At 47.0% G+C, this 18,903-nt stretch carries 10 protein-coding genes and 1 pseudogene; 4 read left to right on the forward strand and 7 right to left on the reverse strand.

The window, feature by feature from the left end:
• Positions 1–137: 137 nt before the first annotated feature.
• Genes treY through glgA form a run of 6 tightly spaced genes read right to left on the reverse strand, consistent with a single transcriptional unit; the run spans position 138 to position 12,450 of the window.
• Positions 138–2,729, reverse strand: a complete 2,592-nt coding sequence (gene treY / locus Abin_RS11390; protein ID WP_084593600.1) for a malto-oligosyltrehalose synthase — start codon at positions 2,727–2,729, stop codon at positions 138–140.
• A complete protein-coding gene (gene malQ, locus Abin_RS11395) occupies positions 2,726–4,729 on the reverse strand; it encodes a 4-alpha-glucanotransferase (protein ID WP_048846956.1) in 2,004 nt (667 codons plus the stop codon). Before malQ ends, treY begins: the two co-directional genes overlap by 4 nt.
• Positions 4,726–6,504: a malto-oligosyltrehalose trehalohydrolase gene (gene treZ, locus Abin_RS11400; RefSeq protein ID WP_048846957.1), complete on the reverse strand. Its 1,779-nt coding sequence runs from the start codon at positions 6,502–6,504 to the stop codon at positions 4,726–4,728. The genes malQ and treZ overlap by 4 nt, the downstream gene beginning before the upstream one ends.
• Complete coding sequence (glgX, locus tag Abin_RS11405) at positions 6,501–8,633, reverse strand: glycogen debranching protein GlgX (RefSeq protein WP_048846960.1); 2,133 nt, start codon at positions 8,631–8,633, stop codon at positions 6,501–6,503. Before glgX ends, treZ begins: the two co-directional genes overlap by 4 nt.
• On the reverse strand, positions 8,630–10,855 hold the full coding sequence (gene glgB / locus Abin_RS11410) for a 1,4-alpha-glucan branching protein GlgB (RefSeq protein WP_048846961.1): 2,226 nt from the start codon (positions 10,853–10,855) through the stop codon (positions 8,630–8,632). Before glgB ends, glgX begins: the two co-directional genes overlap by 4 nt.
• A complete protein-coding gene (gene glgA / locus Abin_RS11415) occupies positions 10,855–12,450 on the reverse strand; it encodes a glycogen synthase GlgA (protein ID WP_048846963.1) in 1,596 nt (531 codons plus the stop codon). Before glgA ends, glgB begins: the two co-directional genes overlap by 1 nt.
• Positions 12,451–12,704: 254 nt before the next feature.
• Here glgA and Abin_RS11420 point away from each other — a divergent pair, with 254 nt between their 5' ends.
• The 4 genes and pseudogenes from Abin_RS11420 to Abin_RS11430 all read left to right on the forward strand — a co-directional run bounded on the left by Abin_RS11420 (position 12,705) and on the right by Abin_RS11430 (position 17,818).
• Positions 12,705–14,513, forward strand: a complete 1,809-nt coding sequence (locus Abin_RS11420; protein WP_048846965.1) for a glycoside hydrolase family 15 protein — start codon at positions 12,705–12,707, stop codon at positions 14,511–14,513.
• Positions 14,514–14,702: 189 nt separating this feature from the next.
• Positions 14,703–15,269, forward strand: coding sequence for a biliverdin-producing heme oxygenase (locus Abin_RS11425; RefSeq protein ID WP_048846966.1), 567 nt, complete (start codon positions 14,703–14,705; stop codon positions 15,267–15,269).
• A pseudogene (locus Abin_RS16180) lies at positions 15,269–15,610 on the forward strand (hypothetical protein); the annotation flags it as partial. The gene Abin_RS11425 and the pseudogene Abin_RS16180, both read left to right, overlap by 1 nt.
• 57 nt (positions 15,611–15,667) lie before the next feature.
• Positions 15,668–17,818 carry an HWE histidine kinase domain-containing protein gene (locus Abin_RS11430; protein ID WP_048846968.1) on the forward strand — a complete coding sequence of 717 codons (2,151 nt, stop codon included), beginning with the start codon at positions 15,668–15,670 and terminating at the stop codon, positions 17,816–17,818.
• Between the two features lie 61 nt (positions 17,819–17,879).
• Here Abin_RS11430 and Abin_RS11435 read toward each other — a convergent pair whose 3' ends face one another.
• The gene (locus Abin_RS11435) at positions 17,880–18,839 is read right to left on the reverse strand and encodes a metallophosphoesterase family protein (RefSeq protein ID WP_048846970.1); all 960 of its coding nucleotides are present in this window, start codon (positions 18,837–18,839) and stop codon (positions 17,880–17,882) included.
• Between the last annotated feature and the right edge of the window lie 64 nt (positions 18,840–18,903).

Here is an 18,903-nt window from a genome sequence, read left to right on the forward strand (position 1 = left end):
TTGAAGATGAAAGAACACCACTTTCTGTATTTTTGTTCTATTGAAAGCGGATATTTATAAAACGCAAAAAGCACAAAAAATTTCCGTATGGAATTAATTTTTTTTGTGCTCCAAATAAGCTTAAATCAACAATTGCGCTAAACCGGGATAAAAATATCTATCGGAAAATACTCTGTGTCTTCTGGGATGTAAAGAGTGCCGGTTTCATCAATACTTACATTGTTCCATAATACCGAAACCCATTCATTTTTGTCTAAATTTTCAAAGCGAATGGTGTTCGTTAGGTAGTTTCTGCAACTTAAATTCATAGGATCAGGGGTTTTAACACTGCTATTAACGGGTGCCAAAATAAGAATTTCCTGTTTTTCATTTTTTCTTAAATAACTAATCAATTTCATTTCATTCTGATTAATGTTCTGAATAGGGATATATGACGATTGTTTGAATAATTTAGTATATTCTTTTCTTATATTCAACAGAGTTTTAATTAGAAACTGCTTTATGTTTCCGTCTTGCCAGTGTTGTGCAGTTTGCTCAAAACTTTCATCAATCAGTAAAGTTGCTTTTCGATCTTCATAATCGACAGGACGTCTATTATCTGGATCAACAAGGCTAAAATCCCATTTTTCCGTTCCCTGATAAATATCCGGGACGCCTGGCGCTGTTAATTTGAGGATTATCTGGGTTAATGAATTTATTGCCGCTATCGGTGCTATTTTGTCAAAAAATGAAGAGAAAGATGATAAAAAGTTCTTATCTTCTAAAATTCCATGTAAAAAATTTAAGCAAGATTTTTCATAATTAGCATCCGGATCTGCCCATGTTCCATGACGTTTGGCTTCCCGTATTGCTTTGATCTGCCACTCTGATACTCTTTTTTCTAAAGTATTCATCATTGTTATTTTTTCTAATGGCCAGACTCCGACAAGAGTTTGATACAAAATAAGTTCATCAACATCATCGGGAGCATAGTTAGTTTTATATTTTGTATTGCATTGTCTCCATTCATTAATTTTGTCATCCCACAATTCACTATGTGCAGAAAGAACCGCTAAACGTGCCCGACTATCTTCACCTCGTTTATGATCATGCGTTGCTGTAGCAAGCATCGCCATAGGTGTTTCCTGCTCCCGCCGTTTCATAGTATTATGAAACTCTTCAACAGAACTTGAAAAAACCTTCGGTTCTGTCCCCACATCGTTACGAGACAAAAGCCTTCCATACCGATAGAAAAGAGTATCCTCTATCGCTTTTGCAGTAAGAGGCGCGCTTAGATGCTCAAATGTTTGCGTTATCTGTTTTGTTTCGGCGTTTATAGGGTTGGATATTTGCGTCACTATCCAACTGAGTAATGGATGAAATCGTGAAGGCAAGTCTTTTTTTGCAGTTTCTATTGCTTGTTCAAGAAATGTATTCTGACTTTTATATTCGGTTTTGACGCGAATATTTTCTGCGTCATCAGAGGCATAGGTACGGTAGATATAAAGATGTCCTAACAAAGACTTTAGCGTTTCGCTTACATCTTTCTTAGTATAATCACGCTGATAAAAATCTTTTCCGGCATATTCGTAAAGTAATGCGACAATTTTATTTGTCGACCCCAAAAGAAGCGTTTCCGCTATTTCATTTTTTACGCGTATGCTTTCTTTTTCGTATCCCTTCCATAATGGGCAGCAATCTTTCCAGATATTGTCTAATGTCTCTTCCCCATCTGGATGATGCAGTAGCAGATTCACTTGATCCAGAAAATCATATCCTGTTGTTCCGTCTGTTTTCCAATTAGCTGGCAACTTTTCGTGGCGCGCTAGAATTTTTTCAATGTAAAGGATATCTCCTTTCAAGGCATCTATTGGTCGTCTATTTTTGCGCTGGTCCATTTCTTTTTTTAGCCAGTTACAATACTGGTCAGGCTGCGTTAAACCATCAACATGGTCAACTCTGAACCCATCAACCAAACCCTGTTCATAAAGCAAAAATGCATAGTGATGCACAGCCTGGAATACAGGCCTGTTCTCAACTTTCAAGGCGACAAGTTCTGTAATATTAAAAAAGCGACGCCAATTGACAGTTTCATCTGCACAACGCCAGCATGCGAGCCGATAATGTTGCTTTTCAAGTAAAGTGTGAAGTCTTTTTTTTCCTGAATCTGTCTTATTATTATAGTAATTTAAGGTTTCTGTTACATCAGGGGAAGTGGATAATTTCTGATTGACGGGAAAGCGATGATCATAATGACTAATAAAAAACTCTTTTTTTTCAGTGTCATAGATTAATTCAATAAGCCCATTTTCCAACGCGTCTCCATACGGTCTATCAAGGAAAGGTAAAAGAACGGTGTTTTCAGGCGTGTGGTCAGCAGTAGACCAATCAATATCAAAAAAATCAGCATACTGAGAAGTGCGCCCATTTTTGAGAACATCATCCCACCAGATATTTCCTGGCCCGACAGCCATGTGATTGGGAACGATATCAAGTATTATTCCCATATGTCGGCTACGTAGCTTTGCTACAAGCTTGCGAAGTGCTTTTTCTCCCCCACGTTCTTCACTAATTTTGTTATAGTTGAGGGTGTCATATCCATGCATCGACCCAGGGCGTGCTGTGAAGAGGGGGGAAAGGTAAAGATGGCTTATGCCAAGAGCATCATAATAATCAACGTGTTCATAAGCGTCATATAAGGTGAAATCTTTATGTATCTGTAAACGCATTGTCGCTCGAACAGTATTCATTTTTTGCCTCGTGCGATTTTTAGAGTTTCAATACGATTAGTTACATTTTTATATTGAAGAGTTTGATCTACCTGTACGGGGTAGCGGTGTCGCCAGTTAGGGTAAGACGCCTGATTGCCTGGTACATTCGGCTGGTCTTCAACACCAAGCAGGTCTTCCATGGGCAAAAGTGCTAGTGGGCCGGATGCTTGTCCAACGCTTTTGATTGCCGCATCAACAACTGTCTGAGCACCATCGGATGTTATTGGCGGCATTTCTGATATGATATTGTCAGAAGTAGACTGAAACATAGCCCAGAGAGCAGCTCGGTCAGAGTGTCGTTTTTCGCGGCAGGTCGTGTCATTGGGAAGATCCGCTCCCATCCACCATCCTGCCACGGTTGGCAGATCGTGTGTGGATGTCATTGCAATTCCGTTATCGGACCATTTTATGGGGGAGAGAAACTGCTCCTTGTCTTTTTTTTCAAACCACATGACATTCATGCCCCAGATACGACGCTCCGCCATTCTGGCTCTAAACCCTTTAGGGACTGTTCCAAGGTCTTCACCAATAACCACTCCCTTGGCCCTAAAAGACTCAAGAGCAAGAAGGTTCTTCAAGTCTTTTTGCGGCATACTAAGATAGGTCCCGTCACTGGAGTTTCCTCCATCAGGAACAATCCAAATCCGTTCCAACCCCATTACATGGTCAAACCGTATGCCGCCGCCAGCTTGGAAGCCGCTGCGAAGCATCGCTATGAATGCATCATAGCCTGTGCGTTTCAATGCACGCGGAGAAAAGGTTGTCAGCCCCCAGTTCTGGCCTTGGGGGGCTAGCAAATCAGGCGGTGCCCCAATGGACGCGCCAATAAGGAAACTATCCTGGTTTGCCCAACATTCAGCCCCAGATGGAGAGAGACCAACAGCGATGTCTGAAATTAGGCCAACAGACATGCTGCTGGTTTTTGCAGCAGAGGCTGCCTCTTTCAAACTTTTAGCTGTTATCCATTGTAAAAAAAGCCAGTAGTAAACTTCTTTCTGGTGTGCTTTCGCAAAATGCTGAACTTCTGGAGTGCTGGGTTTTTTATAAGGTGGTCCCCATGATCGCCAGTTATCACCTCGCGGGCCTCGCAAAAGTTGGTGAGCCTGCAGAGCTTCAAATATTGCGTGGTTACGTAATGCATCGCCTCCGGCGGCTATAAACTCAACAAATTCAGGCGGCAAAGAAGACGCTATATGTTTATCATATAATGCACGCAGTAATTTCAGTTTCAGGGTTCCTGCTTTTTCCCAGTCAATCAGTTTTTCTTTTTGCATTCTTTCAAATGCTACAGCCCAGTCGGAATGCTGCCGGGAAACGCTGTGGATTAACTGCCTAGAGAAACAGACTTCCAAATTTGCCAACAAAGGATTGAAATATCGGCGGCTTGACGGAGAGTAAGGGCTGCATTGTTCAGGATGTAACGGAGATAATGCGTGAATTGGGCTTATCATGAGGGCATCGGCACCAGCATTTCCTATGGAAAGCGCTAGGTCTACAACGCAACCCAGATGTCCAAAACCACCATCATCCTTTTGTCTTAATGCCGGGATCTGTACAGAGGTTCCCCACGCCTTCTGGTTGGCTGTTCGTGCTTTCAAATCCTCACAATGGGTGGGAGCCACTGCCAGCTTTATTGTGTGATGACCGTATTCAAGAATGTGATAGCCTGGAGTATTACAGATTGGACTTAGTAAAAGTCCAGCCTTGTCATGCTTTAGCTTTCCCTCTTGTTTGCTACCATCTTCTTTCTGCAAAACATATGAAGCGGTATTACCATTCTGAAAAGGTAAGGTAACAGCCTCTCCAACCTGTGCAATAATCAACGGGGAAGGACGAGAGGATGTGTTCCCCTCAATAGTATTAAGCAGTGCCTGCAGTACATCAGGGTCAGTTTTATGACTTTTTCCATTGGCATCCTGCCATGTTACGGCTAACCCTGCTTGCCGGGCTGCCGCATGCAGATTGGTTAACGTCGTCATGTTTCCGCACCTTCTCTCAACGTTGCGATTAAGGTTGACGGGGGTATTCGCGTATTTACATCGTGCAAAGATGTATTAGAGCGATAAAGCACAATGCCCTGATAGCCTGACTTCAGTTCTATCGAGCTATTTGTAAAATTTACAAGCAACTCGAGAATACGATCATCCCCCATTTTCCACGAAACAGAAAAAGCCCCTATCCCCCAAATGTGGGACGATAATGCTTTGCATCCAGCAAGCCGCGGACAAATATGTTCCGCTCGAACTGAAAGCAACTCACGGGTTTGTTCGTATAGTTCTGTGTAAGGTTTTTCGCGTTTCTCTTTCCAATTTATGCAGGACATCTGAAATGTATTGGGACTTCCAGGATCAGGTATTTTGTCAGCTTCAGCAATATTGTTAAAAGACTTGAAAGACGCCATTTCTTTTCGTCTTCCCTCTCTCACAATTTTATTTAATTCTTCACTATGACTGACAAAATAAAGGAACGGTGTTTTAGTTCCCCACTCATCTCCCATAAAAATCATGGGAATATGTGGACAAAGAAAAAGAAGGCTTCTCGCGACAGAAAGTTGGTTTTCATCTACCAGTGAGGTTAAGCGGTCTCCAAAGGCGCGATTACCAATCTGGTCGTGATTCTGAAGAAAAAATATGAACGACGTTGGTGAAAGATCCGATGAAACCTGACCTCTTTCACGCCCCGTTGAAGGCATTTTTTCTCCCTGATAGACAAATCCTTGTTCTAGAGACTTCACCAAAGAAGCGGTCGGGTCGTTCAGGAAATTCTGATAGTAACCCTCACTCTCCCCAGTCAAAAGCACATGCAGGGCATTATGGGCATCATCATTCCATTGAGCTGAGTAGACTTCTCTCAATAAATCTGCATCATTATTTTCATTTTCTAAAATAAGATGAATATAGCGTTCAGGGCTGCACTGTGCTCGTATTTTATCTTTTAAGCTACGAAGCCATGATTGAGGAAAAATCGCATGTACAGCGTCTAGTCTCAAACCATCAAATTTATAAACGTTTAGCCAATAAAGAGCATTATCAACAAAGTAATCCTGAACAGAAGGAAGGGTGAAATCTATTGCCTGCCCCCACGGTGTTTGACGATCAGTTCTAAAAAATTCCGGAATGTATTGGGACAGAATATTTCCTTCTGGACCAAAATGATTATAGACAACATCAAGAAAAACCATGATGCGCCGCCCATGGGCGGCATCTATCAGGCGTTTTAAATCATCGGGGGTTCCATAGCTGGACTCTGGTGCATATGGAAACACACCATCATACCCCCAATTTCTGTTGCCGGGAAATTCAGCAAGCGGCATGAGCTCTATGGCTGTAACGCCAAGTTCTGCTAGCTGGTCCAACTGCTGAATAATGGCCTCATACCCGCCAGCCGCCCCAACATGTAATTCGTAAATTACTGTTTCTTCCCATGGTCGTCCGCGCCAATGAAGGGCTCGCCAAGAATAAGAGTTATGATCAATAACCTCGCTTGGCCCATGTACATCCTCGGGTTGAAAGGCGGAGGCTGGGTCAGGAAGGAAATCACCATGGGGCGTTTGGTAAACGTAGCGAGAACCCGGAGCACATTGAAGAGAAATCTCATGCCAACCACAGCCGCTTTTATCAAGCTGAACGGGTGGAGCCTCATTCAGCTTGATATGCAGCTCGGTATAATGCGGAGCCCATATCCTAAAGCGCGTTAAACCATCTTGAGTGTGCCAGGCTCCCCACGTCGGCGGAGAATAGGCTGACTGTGTCATGATCCTCTCCCCTCCAGATTTTCTTCTTGGGATTGGGGCTGGAAAGCCAATAAAACTATAGAATGAGCGCCGACTTCATATTTGGTCATGGATTGCGCCAAGCTTTCTTCATTACGTTCAGGCGTGGCGCTATCAACAATAAACCGCCACTTCCCGCTAGGTTCCGGCAGAACGAAGGTACAGGGCTCGCTGCTTGCATTAAGCATAAGCAAAGTGATGTCCTTGTCGCTGTCTCTCAGGGTTGCACGGCGGAGCGCCAAGACGCGTCCCTCGCTATCCTCCCATTCCTCCACGCTCAAGACAGTGCCATGCGGGCTAAACCACCCGATATCATGTACACCGGGGCTTATTTCGTTGTGTCCATGAAAGTATCGTCCTCGTCGGACAGAAACATGGGTCCGCCTTATGGCCATCAGGCGAGAAACAAAGTCGACCATCTCCTTGCCACGAGGTGTATCCAGTAGAGACCAATCAAGCCATGTTAACGGACTATCCTGACAATAGGCATTATTGTTCCCACTCTGGGTTTGGCCGAACTCGTCTCCCGCCAAAATCATGGGAGTGCCTTGAGAGAGAAATAGCGTTGCGAGCATCGCCCTGCGAATTTTGTCCCGCACATCGACTATATCGGGATTATCAGTTTCGCCTTCTTCCCCCCAGTTGAAACTGTAATTTCCGCTATGGCCGTCCTGCCCGCCTTCACCGTTTGCTTCGTTGTGGCGGTCGTTAAAGCTGACTGTATCCATAAGAGTAAAGCCGTCATGGGACGTCAGAAAATTGACCGAACTCCACGGACGCCTTCCACTATGTTCAAATTTATCCCCTGATCCACTCAGACGGGCAGCGATCTGACCTCTTTGCCCTTCATCCCCTTTCCAGAACCGACGGGCTGTATCGCGGTATACGTCATTCCATTCTACAAAGCCTGGTGGATGATTTCCGGTCTGATACCCTCCGGGGCCAGGGTCCCACGGTTCGGCAATCAGTTTGAGTGTCGAAAGCAGTGGATCTTGACGTAGCACGTCAAAAAATCCCGACCGTGCATCAAAACCATAATCCTCTCGACCAAGGCTGGTGCAGAGATCAAATCGGAACCCATCAATATGAAAAGTCTCTGCCCAGTAACGAAGGGAGTCCGTGACCATTTGCAAAACACGCGGGTGGGACAGATTTAAAATATTTCCGCAGCCGGTGTCATTAATGCAGCATCTTAAATTATCGGGGGCTAGACGATAGTAATTGGCGTTATCCAAACCACGATAGCATAGGGTTGGGCCAAGTTCACTGCCTTCAGCCGTATGGTTATAGACAACATCTAAAACCACTTCTATTCCGGCTGCATGTAAAATGCGAACAAGCATGCAAAGATCTGTTGCTGATCCGTTGGCGATATACCCGGCATAGGGCACAAAAAAAGAAATACTGTTGTAGCCCCAGTAATTAACCAGTCCTTTTTCTTCCAAATATCTGTCGGTAAGAAAAGCGGGCACCGGCATAAGTTCTAATGTCGTTACGCCAAGGTTTTTTAAGTACGTGACAAACCAGTTTTCGCAAAGGGCCGCAAATGTACCCCGTTTGGAAATTGGTACATCCGAACGCAACATGGATAATCCCCGCGTATGGGCTTCCATGATCACTGTTTGTTCCCACGGCACACGGGGGCGCTTGTCATCCCCCCAGTCAAACGCATGGTGCGTCACAACGCTGCGGGGCATATAAGGCGCACTATCACGCCTGTCTTGTGTTAAGTCTGCTCGGGCCGCATTGATACGATAACCAAAAAGGGCATCTGTCCAGGTAAGCCGGCCAGTCATTCCTCTGGCATACGGGTCTAACAGGAGTTTGTGCGGGTTAAAGCGATGCCCTTGCATGGGTTCATAAGGGCCAAATGCTCTGTAGCCATACAGCATTCCCGGTTTTGCACCTGGCAGATAACCGTGCCAGATTTCGTCCGTATATTCTGGCAGTCTGTAACGTCGCGCTTCTTTCCGTGACGACGGGTCAAAAACACATAATTCAATACGCTGAGCATTGGCTGAAAACACAGCAAAATTTACGCCATTTCCGTCCCACGTAGCCCCCAATGGATAAGGGTTTCCGGGCTGTAGGGTATCGGTCCAAATTGTCATGGTTTGTACCCTGTTGGCTTGAGGTAAATCACGCTCAATGGTGGCAAATGGAGGACACAGGACTGGTCATATCCGTGCGATGAAATAGGCTGGGTCATACAGCCCCCAGCGTTTCCCTCCCCGCCTCCACCGTAATCATGGGCATCCGTATTCAGGTATTCCGCCCACCAGCCATCTTGTGGAACACCTACCCGATAATCAGACCGAGCCACGGGCGTCATGTTGCAGATTACAAGGACGGGCGTGTCATCATCGCCATAGCGGAACCACGCGAAAACGCTGTTTTCCGTGTCATTTCCAATCACCCAGATAAACCCGTCCAGTCGTGTGTCTCTTTGATGCATCGCGGGTAACTCTCGATGCAAACGGTTCAGATCCCGGACCAGCGTGTGCATTCCCCGGCCCCACTGCGTGTCGAGCATGCGCCATGCCAGTTCTCCGTGAGGATTCCATTCCTCCCACTGCGCAAGTTCGGCCCCCATGAAAATGAGTTTCTTGCCCGGATGCGCCCACATAAATGCCAGATAGGCTCTTAACCCTGCATAACGTGTCCCGCCTTCCCCAGGCATGCGGGACAAGAGCGAGCCCTTTCCATGCACAACTTCATCATGAGACAGTGGAAGAATAAATTTTTCTGAAAAAGCATAATGAAGCCCAAACAGAATATTATCGTGATGGTATCGTCGCCAGATAGGGTCTCGGCCTACATAGGAAAGGGTGTCATGCATCCACCCCATATTCCATTTGTAATCGAAGCCCAGGCCACCATTCTGGGTTTTGTGCGTAACCCCCGGCCATGCCGTTGATTCTTCTGCAATCATGAGTGAATGCGGCGCATATGTTTTGACCGCATCATTCAGTTCACGCAGAAAGCCAACAGCTTCGAGGTTTTCACGCCCACCATACTGGTTTGGCACCCAATCGTCGCCGGGGCGGCTATAGTCGCGGTAAAGCATGGATGCCACAGCATCCACGCGTAAGCCGTCAATATGATAACGATTTAGCCACATCAAAGCGCTGGCAATCAGAAAGCCACGCACCTCGTTCCTGCCGACATTGTAAATCAGCGTATCCCAATCTGGGTGTAATCCTTCTTTGGGGTCCATGTGCTCGAACAGGCAAGTACCATCGAAGCAGGCAAGCCCATGCAAATCGCTTGGAAAATGAGCAGGAACCCAGTCGAGAATAACGCCTAGCCCTGCCTGATGACAGGCGTCAATAAAGGATGCTAGTTGTCGCGGGCTACCCTGTCGGGCCATGGGGGCAAATAAACCAAGCGGCTGATACCCCCATGATCCGTCAAAGGGGTGAGACATTACGGGCATAAGTTCAATGTGGGTGAAGCCCAGATCAGCCACGTAAGGAATAAGGGTGTCTTTCAGTTCATCCCACGTCAGAACTTGCGTGCCATCTCCACCCGGTCGACGCCATGAACCCACATGACATTCATAAATGCTTAAAGGTGCACTTTCTGTGTGTCTTCTCGCCCGTTGTTCAATCCAATGCTGATCGGTCCACTTAAAAGGAGTTGGATCGGCTATTACAGACGCTGTTGCTGGCGGTACTTCGGACGCGAGTGCAAACGGATCAGCATGTAATGGCAGGCGGCTACCGTCCGGGCCAGTCATATCGTATTTATAACGTGAGCCCGGACCGATACCGGGAATAAATAATTCCCATATTCCTGCATCATGTCGAAACCGCATTGGGTGCCTGCGGGTGTTCCACAGGTTAAAATCCCCAACAACAGAAACACTTCCTGCATTGGGGGCCCAGACAGCGAAGCGAACACCGGGAATATCATCGACCGTGGTGACCTGAGCTCCCATCATGCTCGCAAGGTCACGATGCTTGCCCTCGGCAAAAAGATGCAGATCATGGGCGCTTAACAATGGACCGAATGAATAAGGGTCGGCACACTCCTCCCACCCGTCAGCCCAGCCTATGCGCAATTTATAGAGTGCGTTTGCGGGAATTCTGGCTTCATACAAACCGGCTTGTGCCACGCACCGCATGGCTTGTTCGCGTTGAATACCCGTCCGTGTCCATCGTACCAGCCTCACTTCACGGGCATCGGGCATGAAAACGCGAATTACATCGGATCGCCCCGCTTTATGGCGCCCTAGGAGAGAGAATGGATCACGACAGGAACCAGTCAAAAGCTTTTCAAGCTGGCCCTGCGTGATATCAGAAAGGTCGGACGGAGCCGTTGGCGGCGTCATCAGCAGGAAACCGATCTATCTGGGCCACCATTATAGGGTGGGCATCTAGCAATGATGCGTTGCCGGGACAGGGCGCGACCATGGAAAGGCAAGACTTCAGCTTCTTCAGGGCGATATTTGGTCACCAGTTTACGAAACAAAGTTGCATATTGGGCAGCCGGACGCTGCCATGATACATCCTGAAGAGAACCATTGCGTTGTAGCTGAGACCACAATGCGTTGTCAGAAAACACGTCACAGACGCGTTGCATGATCTCAATAATGGCCTTTGAACCGTGAGGTTCGAACACAAAACCCGTAGCACATCCGGCGGATAGAGCGGCGGCATTTGCATCAATAATGGTGTCCGCTAACCCCCCAACACGGGAGACGACCGGCACAGCGCCGTACCGCAATGCGTAAAGCTGGGTGAGACCACAGGGTTCAAACCGAGAAGGCACAAAAATAACGTCTGCCGAGGCCTGGGTTCTGTGCCCAAGGGGCTCACTATATTGCAGGTTGCAAGCAAAACGACCGGGAAAACGACGCGCAAGATTTCCAAGCTGACGTTCAATCTGTTGGTCGCCACCACCCACTACCACACATTGTAGCGATTTATTCTGCTGCATAAGTGTGGGCATGGCTTCAGCCAACAGATCAATACCCTTTTGATCCGTCAGGCGGCTGACAACACCAATTAGAAGCGCGTCAGCATCACGCGCCAAGCCAAACTCCGCCTGAAAAGCCGCTTTGTTAGACCGCCGCGTGAGGATATGGCCGGATTTATAAGGAAAGTGGATGTCTTTATCTGTAGCGGGGTTCCACACAGATGTATCAACCCCGTTCAGAATACCGCTAAGGCATGATCGTTTGTCGTACAACAAGCCCTCTAAGCCCATACCATAGCCCGGGGTTTGGATTTCACGGGCATAGCTGGGAGAAACCGCGACAAGCCATTTTGCGTAATAAAGTCCGGCTTTAAGAAAACCGATATCTCCATGAAACTCGACGCCCTCACGATCAAAAGATTCTGGAGGAAGACCAAAATTTGATAATTCCGAGACGCTAAACCGTCCTTGAAATGCAATATTATGAAGGGTTTGTACAACCGGAGGCGTTTGGCCAGCCTCAAAATGCAAATAAGCCGCCGTCAAACCGGCAGGCCAGTCATGTGCAAGCACAAGATCGGGGCGATAGCTCGAAACGGCACCACAGGCAATCCGTGCTGCAATACGCGATAGCAGCGCAAAGCGCAGACCGTTATCTTCCCAAGAAAGTCCTCCCTGATTCATGTAGGGGCTACCGGGTCTTAAATAAAAATCGGGATAATCAATAATAAAAAGGAAAGCTCCATTAATTAAGGCTTGATGGATTTTGACTTTGTGACCTAGTTCTTCAAGGTCAATAGTATCACCAACAACTGTACCCTCTTTCAAAGCAGCCATAACAGCAGGATAACCCGGCAGAAGTGTTTTTACCCTAATTCCTTCCGGTTCTAATGCCGCGGGCAGTGCTCCTGTCACGTCCCCTAATCCTCCGGTCTTAACCAAAGGAAAAAATTCTGATGCAACGGATAAAACATCCAGTTCCATTTTATTTTGAAAAATCTGCTGCATCGTCTTAACCTTTCTCGGTTATCGACAGAAGGTTTTCTTTGTTTCCAGTAAACGCAGGTATGAGGCCGAGAGTCAGGGGGTCACGAAAATGTTATAATTGCCTTTATTTTGCTCCATAAAAGCACGCAAACTACCATAATTTATATTTGGTGCGTTGCGGGAAATAAAAAAGACCTACAGGCAGGAACATTTTTTTCAGCAAGCCGTTCGCTTCAAAGTAAGAAATTCTTACTTTCCATAGCGGGGGCAATATTATGCGGCAGGCAGGACAGTCTCAATTTAGAGAACTTCCCTTATTAATTGAAGATTACGCCCTGATCGGCAACTGTCGCACCGCTGCGCTCATTGGGAAAGACGGTGCAATCGATTGGCTATGCGTTCCGCGCTTTGATAGTGCGGCCTGTTTGGCTGCCATTTTGGGTACAGCCCAGAATGGCAGCTGGAAACTGGAGCCAGAAGAGCCTCTCATTTCAAGTAAACGAACCTATCGTAAAGATACCCTTATTCTGGAAACAACCCTTATTACCAGTTCTGGTGAGGTGGTTATTACCGACGTAATGCCGAAAAGAAACGGTGACACCGCTATTATTCGGCAGGTTAAAGGGGTACGCGGAAAAGTTCGGATGCGTTTTCATCTGCGCTTGCGCTTAGACTACGGCATGACCGTTCCTTGGGTCACACACCTACCCGACGAAGAAGGTATTCGCGCTATTGCCGGGCCAGATCAGATTATTATCCGTTCAAGCGTTCCTCTCCATAGTGAGGGAATGAATACAGTTTGCTATTTTGAAGTATCAGAAGGACAAAATGAAGTTTTTGTTCTTCAGCACGCGCCGTCGCACATGCCTGTTACGCCCTCGTTTGACCCTTATGTCGAATTGGCTGAAACAGAGGCATGGTGGCAGGATTGGTCAGCCCACTGCACATATAAGGGGCCATGGCGAGACGCTGTTGTACGCTCTCTTATTGTACTCAAAGCTCTGACATATGCACCGACAGGCGGAATTGTCGCAGCCCCGACCACGTCTCTTCCAGAAGATCTGGGAGGTATCCGAAACTGGGATTACCGTTATTGCTGGTTACGAGATGCGGCGCTGACATTATCCGCTCTGATCTCTTGCGGGTATTATGAAGAAGCACAGGCGTGGAATGACTGGCTACATCGGAGTATTGCCGGGGATGCTGGCCAGACCCAGATTATGTATGGTGTAAGTGGAGAGCGAATTTTACGCGAATGGAATATTGATAATCTGCCCGGTTACCATAATGCCAAACCGGTCCGTATCGGAAACGGCGCAGCAGATCAGATTCAGCTCGATATTTACGGAATTATGGCGCACGTCGCCCAGCTTGGGCGTAATGCAGGTTTAACTCGATCCCCTACCTCATGGGCGTTACAGATTAACTTACTGAATCACCTGGAAAAAATATGGAAAGAGCCAGATCACGGTATCTGGGAGGTCCGGGGTGGAACGCGCCATTTTGTTCATTCGAAAGTCATGGCGTGGCTGGCATTTGATTGTGCGTTAAACGACATGGCGCGTTATAATCTGGAAGGTCCCGCCGAGAAGTGGGAGGCAACGCGACAGGCGCTCCATGCAGATATCTGTAGTTATGGGTTCAATGTAGAAATGGGGTGCTTTGTGCAATATTATGGTGCGTCAGAAGTGGATGCATCTCTTTTATTGCTCCCACTAGTCGGCTTTCTACCCATTTCTGACCCCAGAATACAAAAAACCATTAAAGTTATAGAAGAAAAACTTCTGAAAAATGGTTTTCTTCATCGCTATGAAACTGAAGGAAATGTAGATGGTCTGAATTCAGAAGAAGGTGCTTTTTTGGCCTGTTCGTTCTGGTTGGCTGATGTTTATGCGCTTGACGGTCGTAAAGAAGCTGCCACAGCATTATTTGAGCGGCTTCTAAGCATTAGAAATGATGTTGGTCTTCTGGCCGAAGAATATGAAACGCACAAACATATACAGCTTGGCAATTTTCCACAGGGCTTTTCGCACCTCGCACTCATTCACACAGCATTAATCTTATCTGACACGCTTGAAGACTAAAGGGGCCGCCCGTCAGACACGCATTTCTGATAGATAAACGTGAAAGACACGCCTTCGCTCAGTTGATTAGCGGCGCTTGGGCTGGCATGGTGCAAAGGTTGCGCTTGGGTTTGTAATTGGGCCGTATTCTAAGTCTTTGTTCCCAATCCATGTGTCTCCACTGACCCATATAGGCGGCCCTTATTTCATATGACCACTACTCCCCGGCGTTTTGCTTTGCGTGATGGCACATGGCCTTTGCATCAGAAACTAGACGCGCTTATTGGCCCTTTGACCGATCTTCAGGCTTATCGTCGTTATCTGGTTAGCGTTGGGCAGTTGCGCATGGGGGTTGAGGCATCGCTATCACCAATACAATGGCCATCTTTTTTCGAAAATTGGCGGCCTACCTTTCTTAGCGCCCCGTTACAAGCTGATATGCATGACTTGCAGGTGTCCTGTAAAAATCATGCCACTATTAAGTCCCCCGGCAGTGTCTCTGAATTGCTGGGGATGCTATATGTCCTAGAGGGCTCGGCTTTAGGTGCCAGAATTTTAGTAAAGCAAGCTACGTCTCTCAATTTAACACCCTCATTTGGTGCCCGTCATCTTGCCGTACAGACGGATGTTTCCAACGCATCTTGGCAAACATTTTTAGCTCTGCTGGAAAAGGCTCCTGCTTTTGACGCTCAAGCTGCGATTACCAGTGCGTCAAATGTTTTTTCTTTTGCCGTGAACGAAGTAATGTTCATAGATCACACCGCAGGCATACAGTAATGGTCGAATTTGGTCAGGCTGACCTGAGAAGCTGCGATAGAGAGCCCATCCATATACCGGGAAGTATTCAGCCTCATGGCTGTCTCTTTACCTGTGATCGAGACACTTTTATTGTTCGACGCGTTTCAAAAAATATTTGCGAGTTCCTCAAAACAGAAAATATAACACCTGGAATATTGTTGAATGAATGCTTCTCTTCAAAAGTCATTCACGAAATCCGTAATGCGCTTACGAATAGCCTGTCGTTAAAGCGCCCGTCCTATCTCTTTGGTGTCGAATTTTCGCCTGAATGTATTTGTGACTTATCTGTTCATGTTTCAGACAACGAAGTCATAGTCGAGTGTGAGCCAGCTGGTTCACCAGAGATAAGTCGTCAGTCATTAAGTCATTTACGGATTATGCTTGATCGTATCCGTAATCAGTCAGATATGCAAAAGCTGTTTGACTCTGTGGCACGCCTTTTGCGCGGCATGCTTCATTATGATCGGGTGATGGTGTATCGATTTGACCCTGACTGGTCAGGTAAGGTCGTGGCTGAAGCCCGCTCTCCCGTGCTGGAAAGTTTTCTGGGGCAGCATTTCCCAAGTGCGGACATTCCTGCGCAAGCACGTGAATTGTATCGTCGAGCTCTTATTCGAACGATTGGAGACGTCGGTTATACGCCTGTACCTTTAGATGAGTTACCGGGCTCTCCCCCTCTCGACATGTCTTTTTCCCAATTACGGAGCGTTTCCCCCATTCATTGTGAGTATCTGACAAATATGGGCGTTGGAGCGTCCATGTCGGTCTCCTTGATTGTCGATGGTGAATTATGGGGCATGATCGCCTGTCATAATTACTCCCCAAAAACGCTTTCTTTGGCTGAACGCGCTGTTGTGAAGATGTTTGGCGAGTTCGTGGCGCTGCGTATTGTCGTACTGCTGCGTACGAACCGTTTGCTTGTAACCCAACGTACGCATGCGCTCATTGAAAATTTTTTAAGAGATTCCGTCTCCATGACGGACATGCCCTCTTATCTGCGTGCCAGAATAGCCGATTTGGAACCATTGGTTCCTTGTGATGGTCTGGCGATCTGGGTTGATTCTGAATGGACACAGTTTGGTGTTGCTCCATCTGCTGAGCATGCGGAACATTTGATAGAGTCCGCCCAAAAATTGGCTGGAAGCCATATCTGGCACACCCCTCATCTGTGCGAGACGTTTGATTGGGGGAAAACCCTATTGCCAGATGTTGCCGGGGTTATGATTATCCCGATTTCCCCACAGCCGGGTGATTATCTGTTTCTATTCAGAAAAGAAATTATCCAAACATTGAACTGGGGTGGTGATCCCAAAAAAACGTATAGTAGCGGCCTGCATGGTCCACGCCTGACCCCCAGAACAAGTTTTGCCATTTGGAAAGAGCAGGTTCAGGAACACTCCTATCCCTGGACAACGGATGACATGGAGGCCGCAGGCCTGCTGCGTTCTGCGTTGATTGAGGTCATGGGCGCTTACCACCAGCAACAGCTTAAGGAACGATCAGAAGCGGATATTCGGCAACGGATGCTGAATGAAGAACTCAGCCATCGGGTAAAAAACATTCTGGCTGTCGTGCAGTCGCTTATGGCGCGTCCCGTCCCCAAGGATCGCACAATGCAGGAGCATTTTACGGTTCTGAAGGCGCGTATCAATGCGTTGGCGCGTGCTCATGATCAGGTTGTGCGGGCTGATGGCGGCGGCCTTCTTAGACCGTTAGTTGAAGCTGAACTTGAACCTTACAGGCTTGAATCTGGTACAGTGTCGCTTGTTGGCCCCGACCTCTGGCTTACGGGCCGTGCTCTTTCTGTCATAGCTTTGGTTATTCATGAGCTTGCGACAAATGCGGTAAAATATGGGTCATTATCCCGTCGTGAGGGGCGTATTTATGTCGAGTGGAAACTTGATGAAGATGCAAACGAATGGGTGCTGACATGGCAGGAACTCGGGGGCCCTCCTGTTGCTGCATCAACCCGAAAGGGTTTCGGATCTGTCTTGATCGATCGCGCTATTCCGCATGAATTAAATGGTCGTGCGAAATGTGAATTTCGAACCGAAGGCCTTTTCATTCGTCTTAGTCTTCCAAGGCATCATGCAGAACTCGTTGTGAAGGAGGCAATCAGCATGCGGAATGTAGAAACAGAAACGAGCGGTTTAACAACAGACAGCAAGCTAACCAGTTCTTCTGTGCTGATTGTTGAAGACCAACTTCTTATTGCGATGGATATTGAGCAAGCATTGACTGAAAACGGTGTGGATACCATCCGCACAGTGTCATCTGTTTATGAAGGACTTCAGGCCATAAACAAGCAGAAACCAGATATTGCGTTACTTGACTTCAACTTGGGCGATGAAACCTCTGTCGAAATTGCCAGTAAGCTTAAAGAGAAAAATATCCCGTTTCTGTTCGCCACAGGATACGCTGACCGTACAATGATACCGCCTGAATTTCAGTCTGTTCCTGTTGTGCGTAAGCCGTATGCAGTACAGACTGTCATTCATGAGATGGAAAAGTTACTCGCTCACGCTTAGGCGGGTAAATAAGGTCAAACTTTATCAGGAATTCTGACCTTATTTATTTCACTGACAAATATCAGGTGTTATGTGGCGAAATGGTCTGAAAGCCATATGTGCGGTAAGATGGCGTAACACGGCCATTTTCTACCTGCACAACCATATACCCCTCGGGTGTGCCCAGACGGGTTCCATGCCACCAGTTACCGGAAACGGCTCCGCCGGTAATATAGGGCACACCATGCCACTGGACTGTTTCTAGAACGTGGGTGTGCCCCTGAAAGACGGCCAGAACATTATATTGGTCAAAAAGATCGACAACTTCCCAAGCATTGATTACCCGAATACCCATATGTTTGGGCGCTTGCTTGGGCGGCGCATCGTAGTCTTCCATGGCCGTTACTAACGGGATGTGGACAGACACGATAACGGGGGTGCCTACTGGCATATGCTCCAGATCCTGACGCAACCAGTTCAATTGAGCTTCGTTTATACGCCCTTCGTAGGAGTGATCGTCAGTAATTCCGATTGAATCCAAAACAATAAAGTGAACCCCTTTATGGTCAAAAGAATAATACGTTGGCCCAAATCTGTCCTGATAGAATTTTTTTCCATAAAGCGGGTCAGAAGCGAGAACATCGCTCTCGTTATAAATTCCCATACAGTCATGATTACCGATGGTATTATAAACCGGAAGATGCAGTGTTTGTGCTGTTTCTGTATAAAGATCCCGTAAAGCAAGAGAGCGTGCCCGTGATACTTTCATGGAATCATAGACGTGATCTCCCCCATGCAGAGCAAAATCAGCCTTTTCCTTGCTCGCTTGGACGAAGCAATCGTGACATCCAACGGCAGCATTTAACTCAGGTTCAATATGAGTATCCGTTATAAACAGAAAATTAAATGGCTCATGCGGTTTCAGTGGTGGTCGTTGAGGCGCTAATGCAAATGCGGGTCTTTGGCTAAAGGTTGTTGCCGTAACCAGCCCCGCCACACCAGAGTTGCGAAGAAAAGATCGTCTTGAAAAATGCTTTATCATGGCGCTCTGGTGCTGTTTGTAGGGATTATTTTTTACAGTAGAATAAGCATAACAGAGCACAATT

This window comes from Acetobacter indonesiensis (assembly GCF_000963945.1).
GTDB classification, from domain to species: Bacteria; Pseudomonadota; Alphaproteobacteria; order Acetobacterales; family Acetobacteraceae; genus Acetobacter; species Acetobacter indonesiensis.

What these genes read in the sequence shown, in the direction of transcription:
- Abin_RS11425 (WP_048846966.1), top strand. Translation starts at nt 14,703, where the DNA reads ATGACCACTACTCCCCGGCGTTTTGCTTTGCGTGATGGCACATGGCCT.
- malQ (WP_048846956.1), bottom strand. Translation starts at nt 4,729, where the DNA reads ATGACGACGTTAACCAATCTGCATGCGGCAGCCCGGCAAGCAGGGTTA.
- treY (WP_084593600.1), bottom strand. Translation starts at nt 2,729, where the DNA reads ATGAATACTGTTCGAGCGACAATGCGTTTACAGATACATAAAGATTTC.
- glgX (WP_048846960.1), bottom strand. Translation starts at nt 8,633, where the DNA reads ATGACAATTTGGACCGATACCCTACAGCCCGGAAACCCTTATCCATTG.
- Abin_RS11430 (WP_048846968.1), top strand. Translation starts at nt 15,668, where the DNA reads ATGCTTGATCGTATCCGTAATCAGTCAGATATGCAAAAGCTGTTTGAC.
- treZ (WP_048846957.1), bottom strand. Translation starts at nt 6,504, where the DNA reads ATGACACAGTCAGCCTATTCTCCGCCGACGTGGGGAGCCTGGCACACT.
- glgA (WP_048846963.1), bottom strand. Translation starts at nt 12,450, where the DNA reads ATGCAGCAGATTTTTCAAAATAAAATGGAACTGGATGTTTTATCCGTT.
- Abin_RS11420 (WP_048846965.1), top strand. Translation starts at nt 12,705, where the DNA reads ATGCGGCAGGCAGGACAGTCTCAATTTAGAGAACTTCCCTTATTAATT.
- Abin_RS11435 (WP_048846970.1), bottom strand. Translation starts at nt 18,839, where the DNA reads ATGATAAAGCATTTTTCAAGACGATCTTTTCTTCGCAACTCTGGTGTG.
- glgB (WP_048846961.1), bottom strand. Translation starts at nt 10,855, where the DNA reads ATGACGCCGCCAACGGCTCCGTCCGACCTTTCTGATATCACGCAGGGC.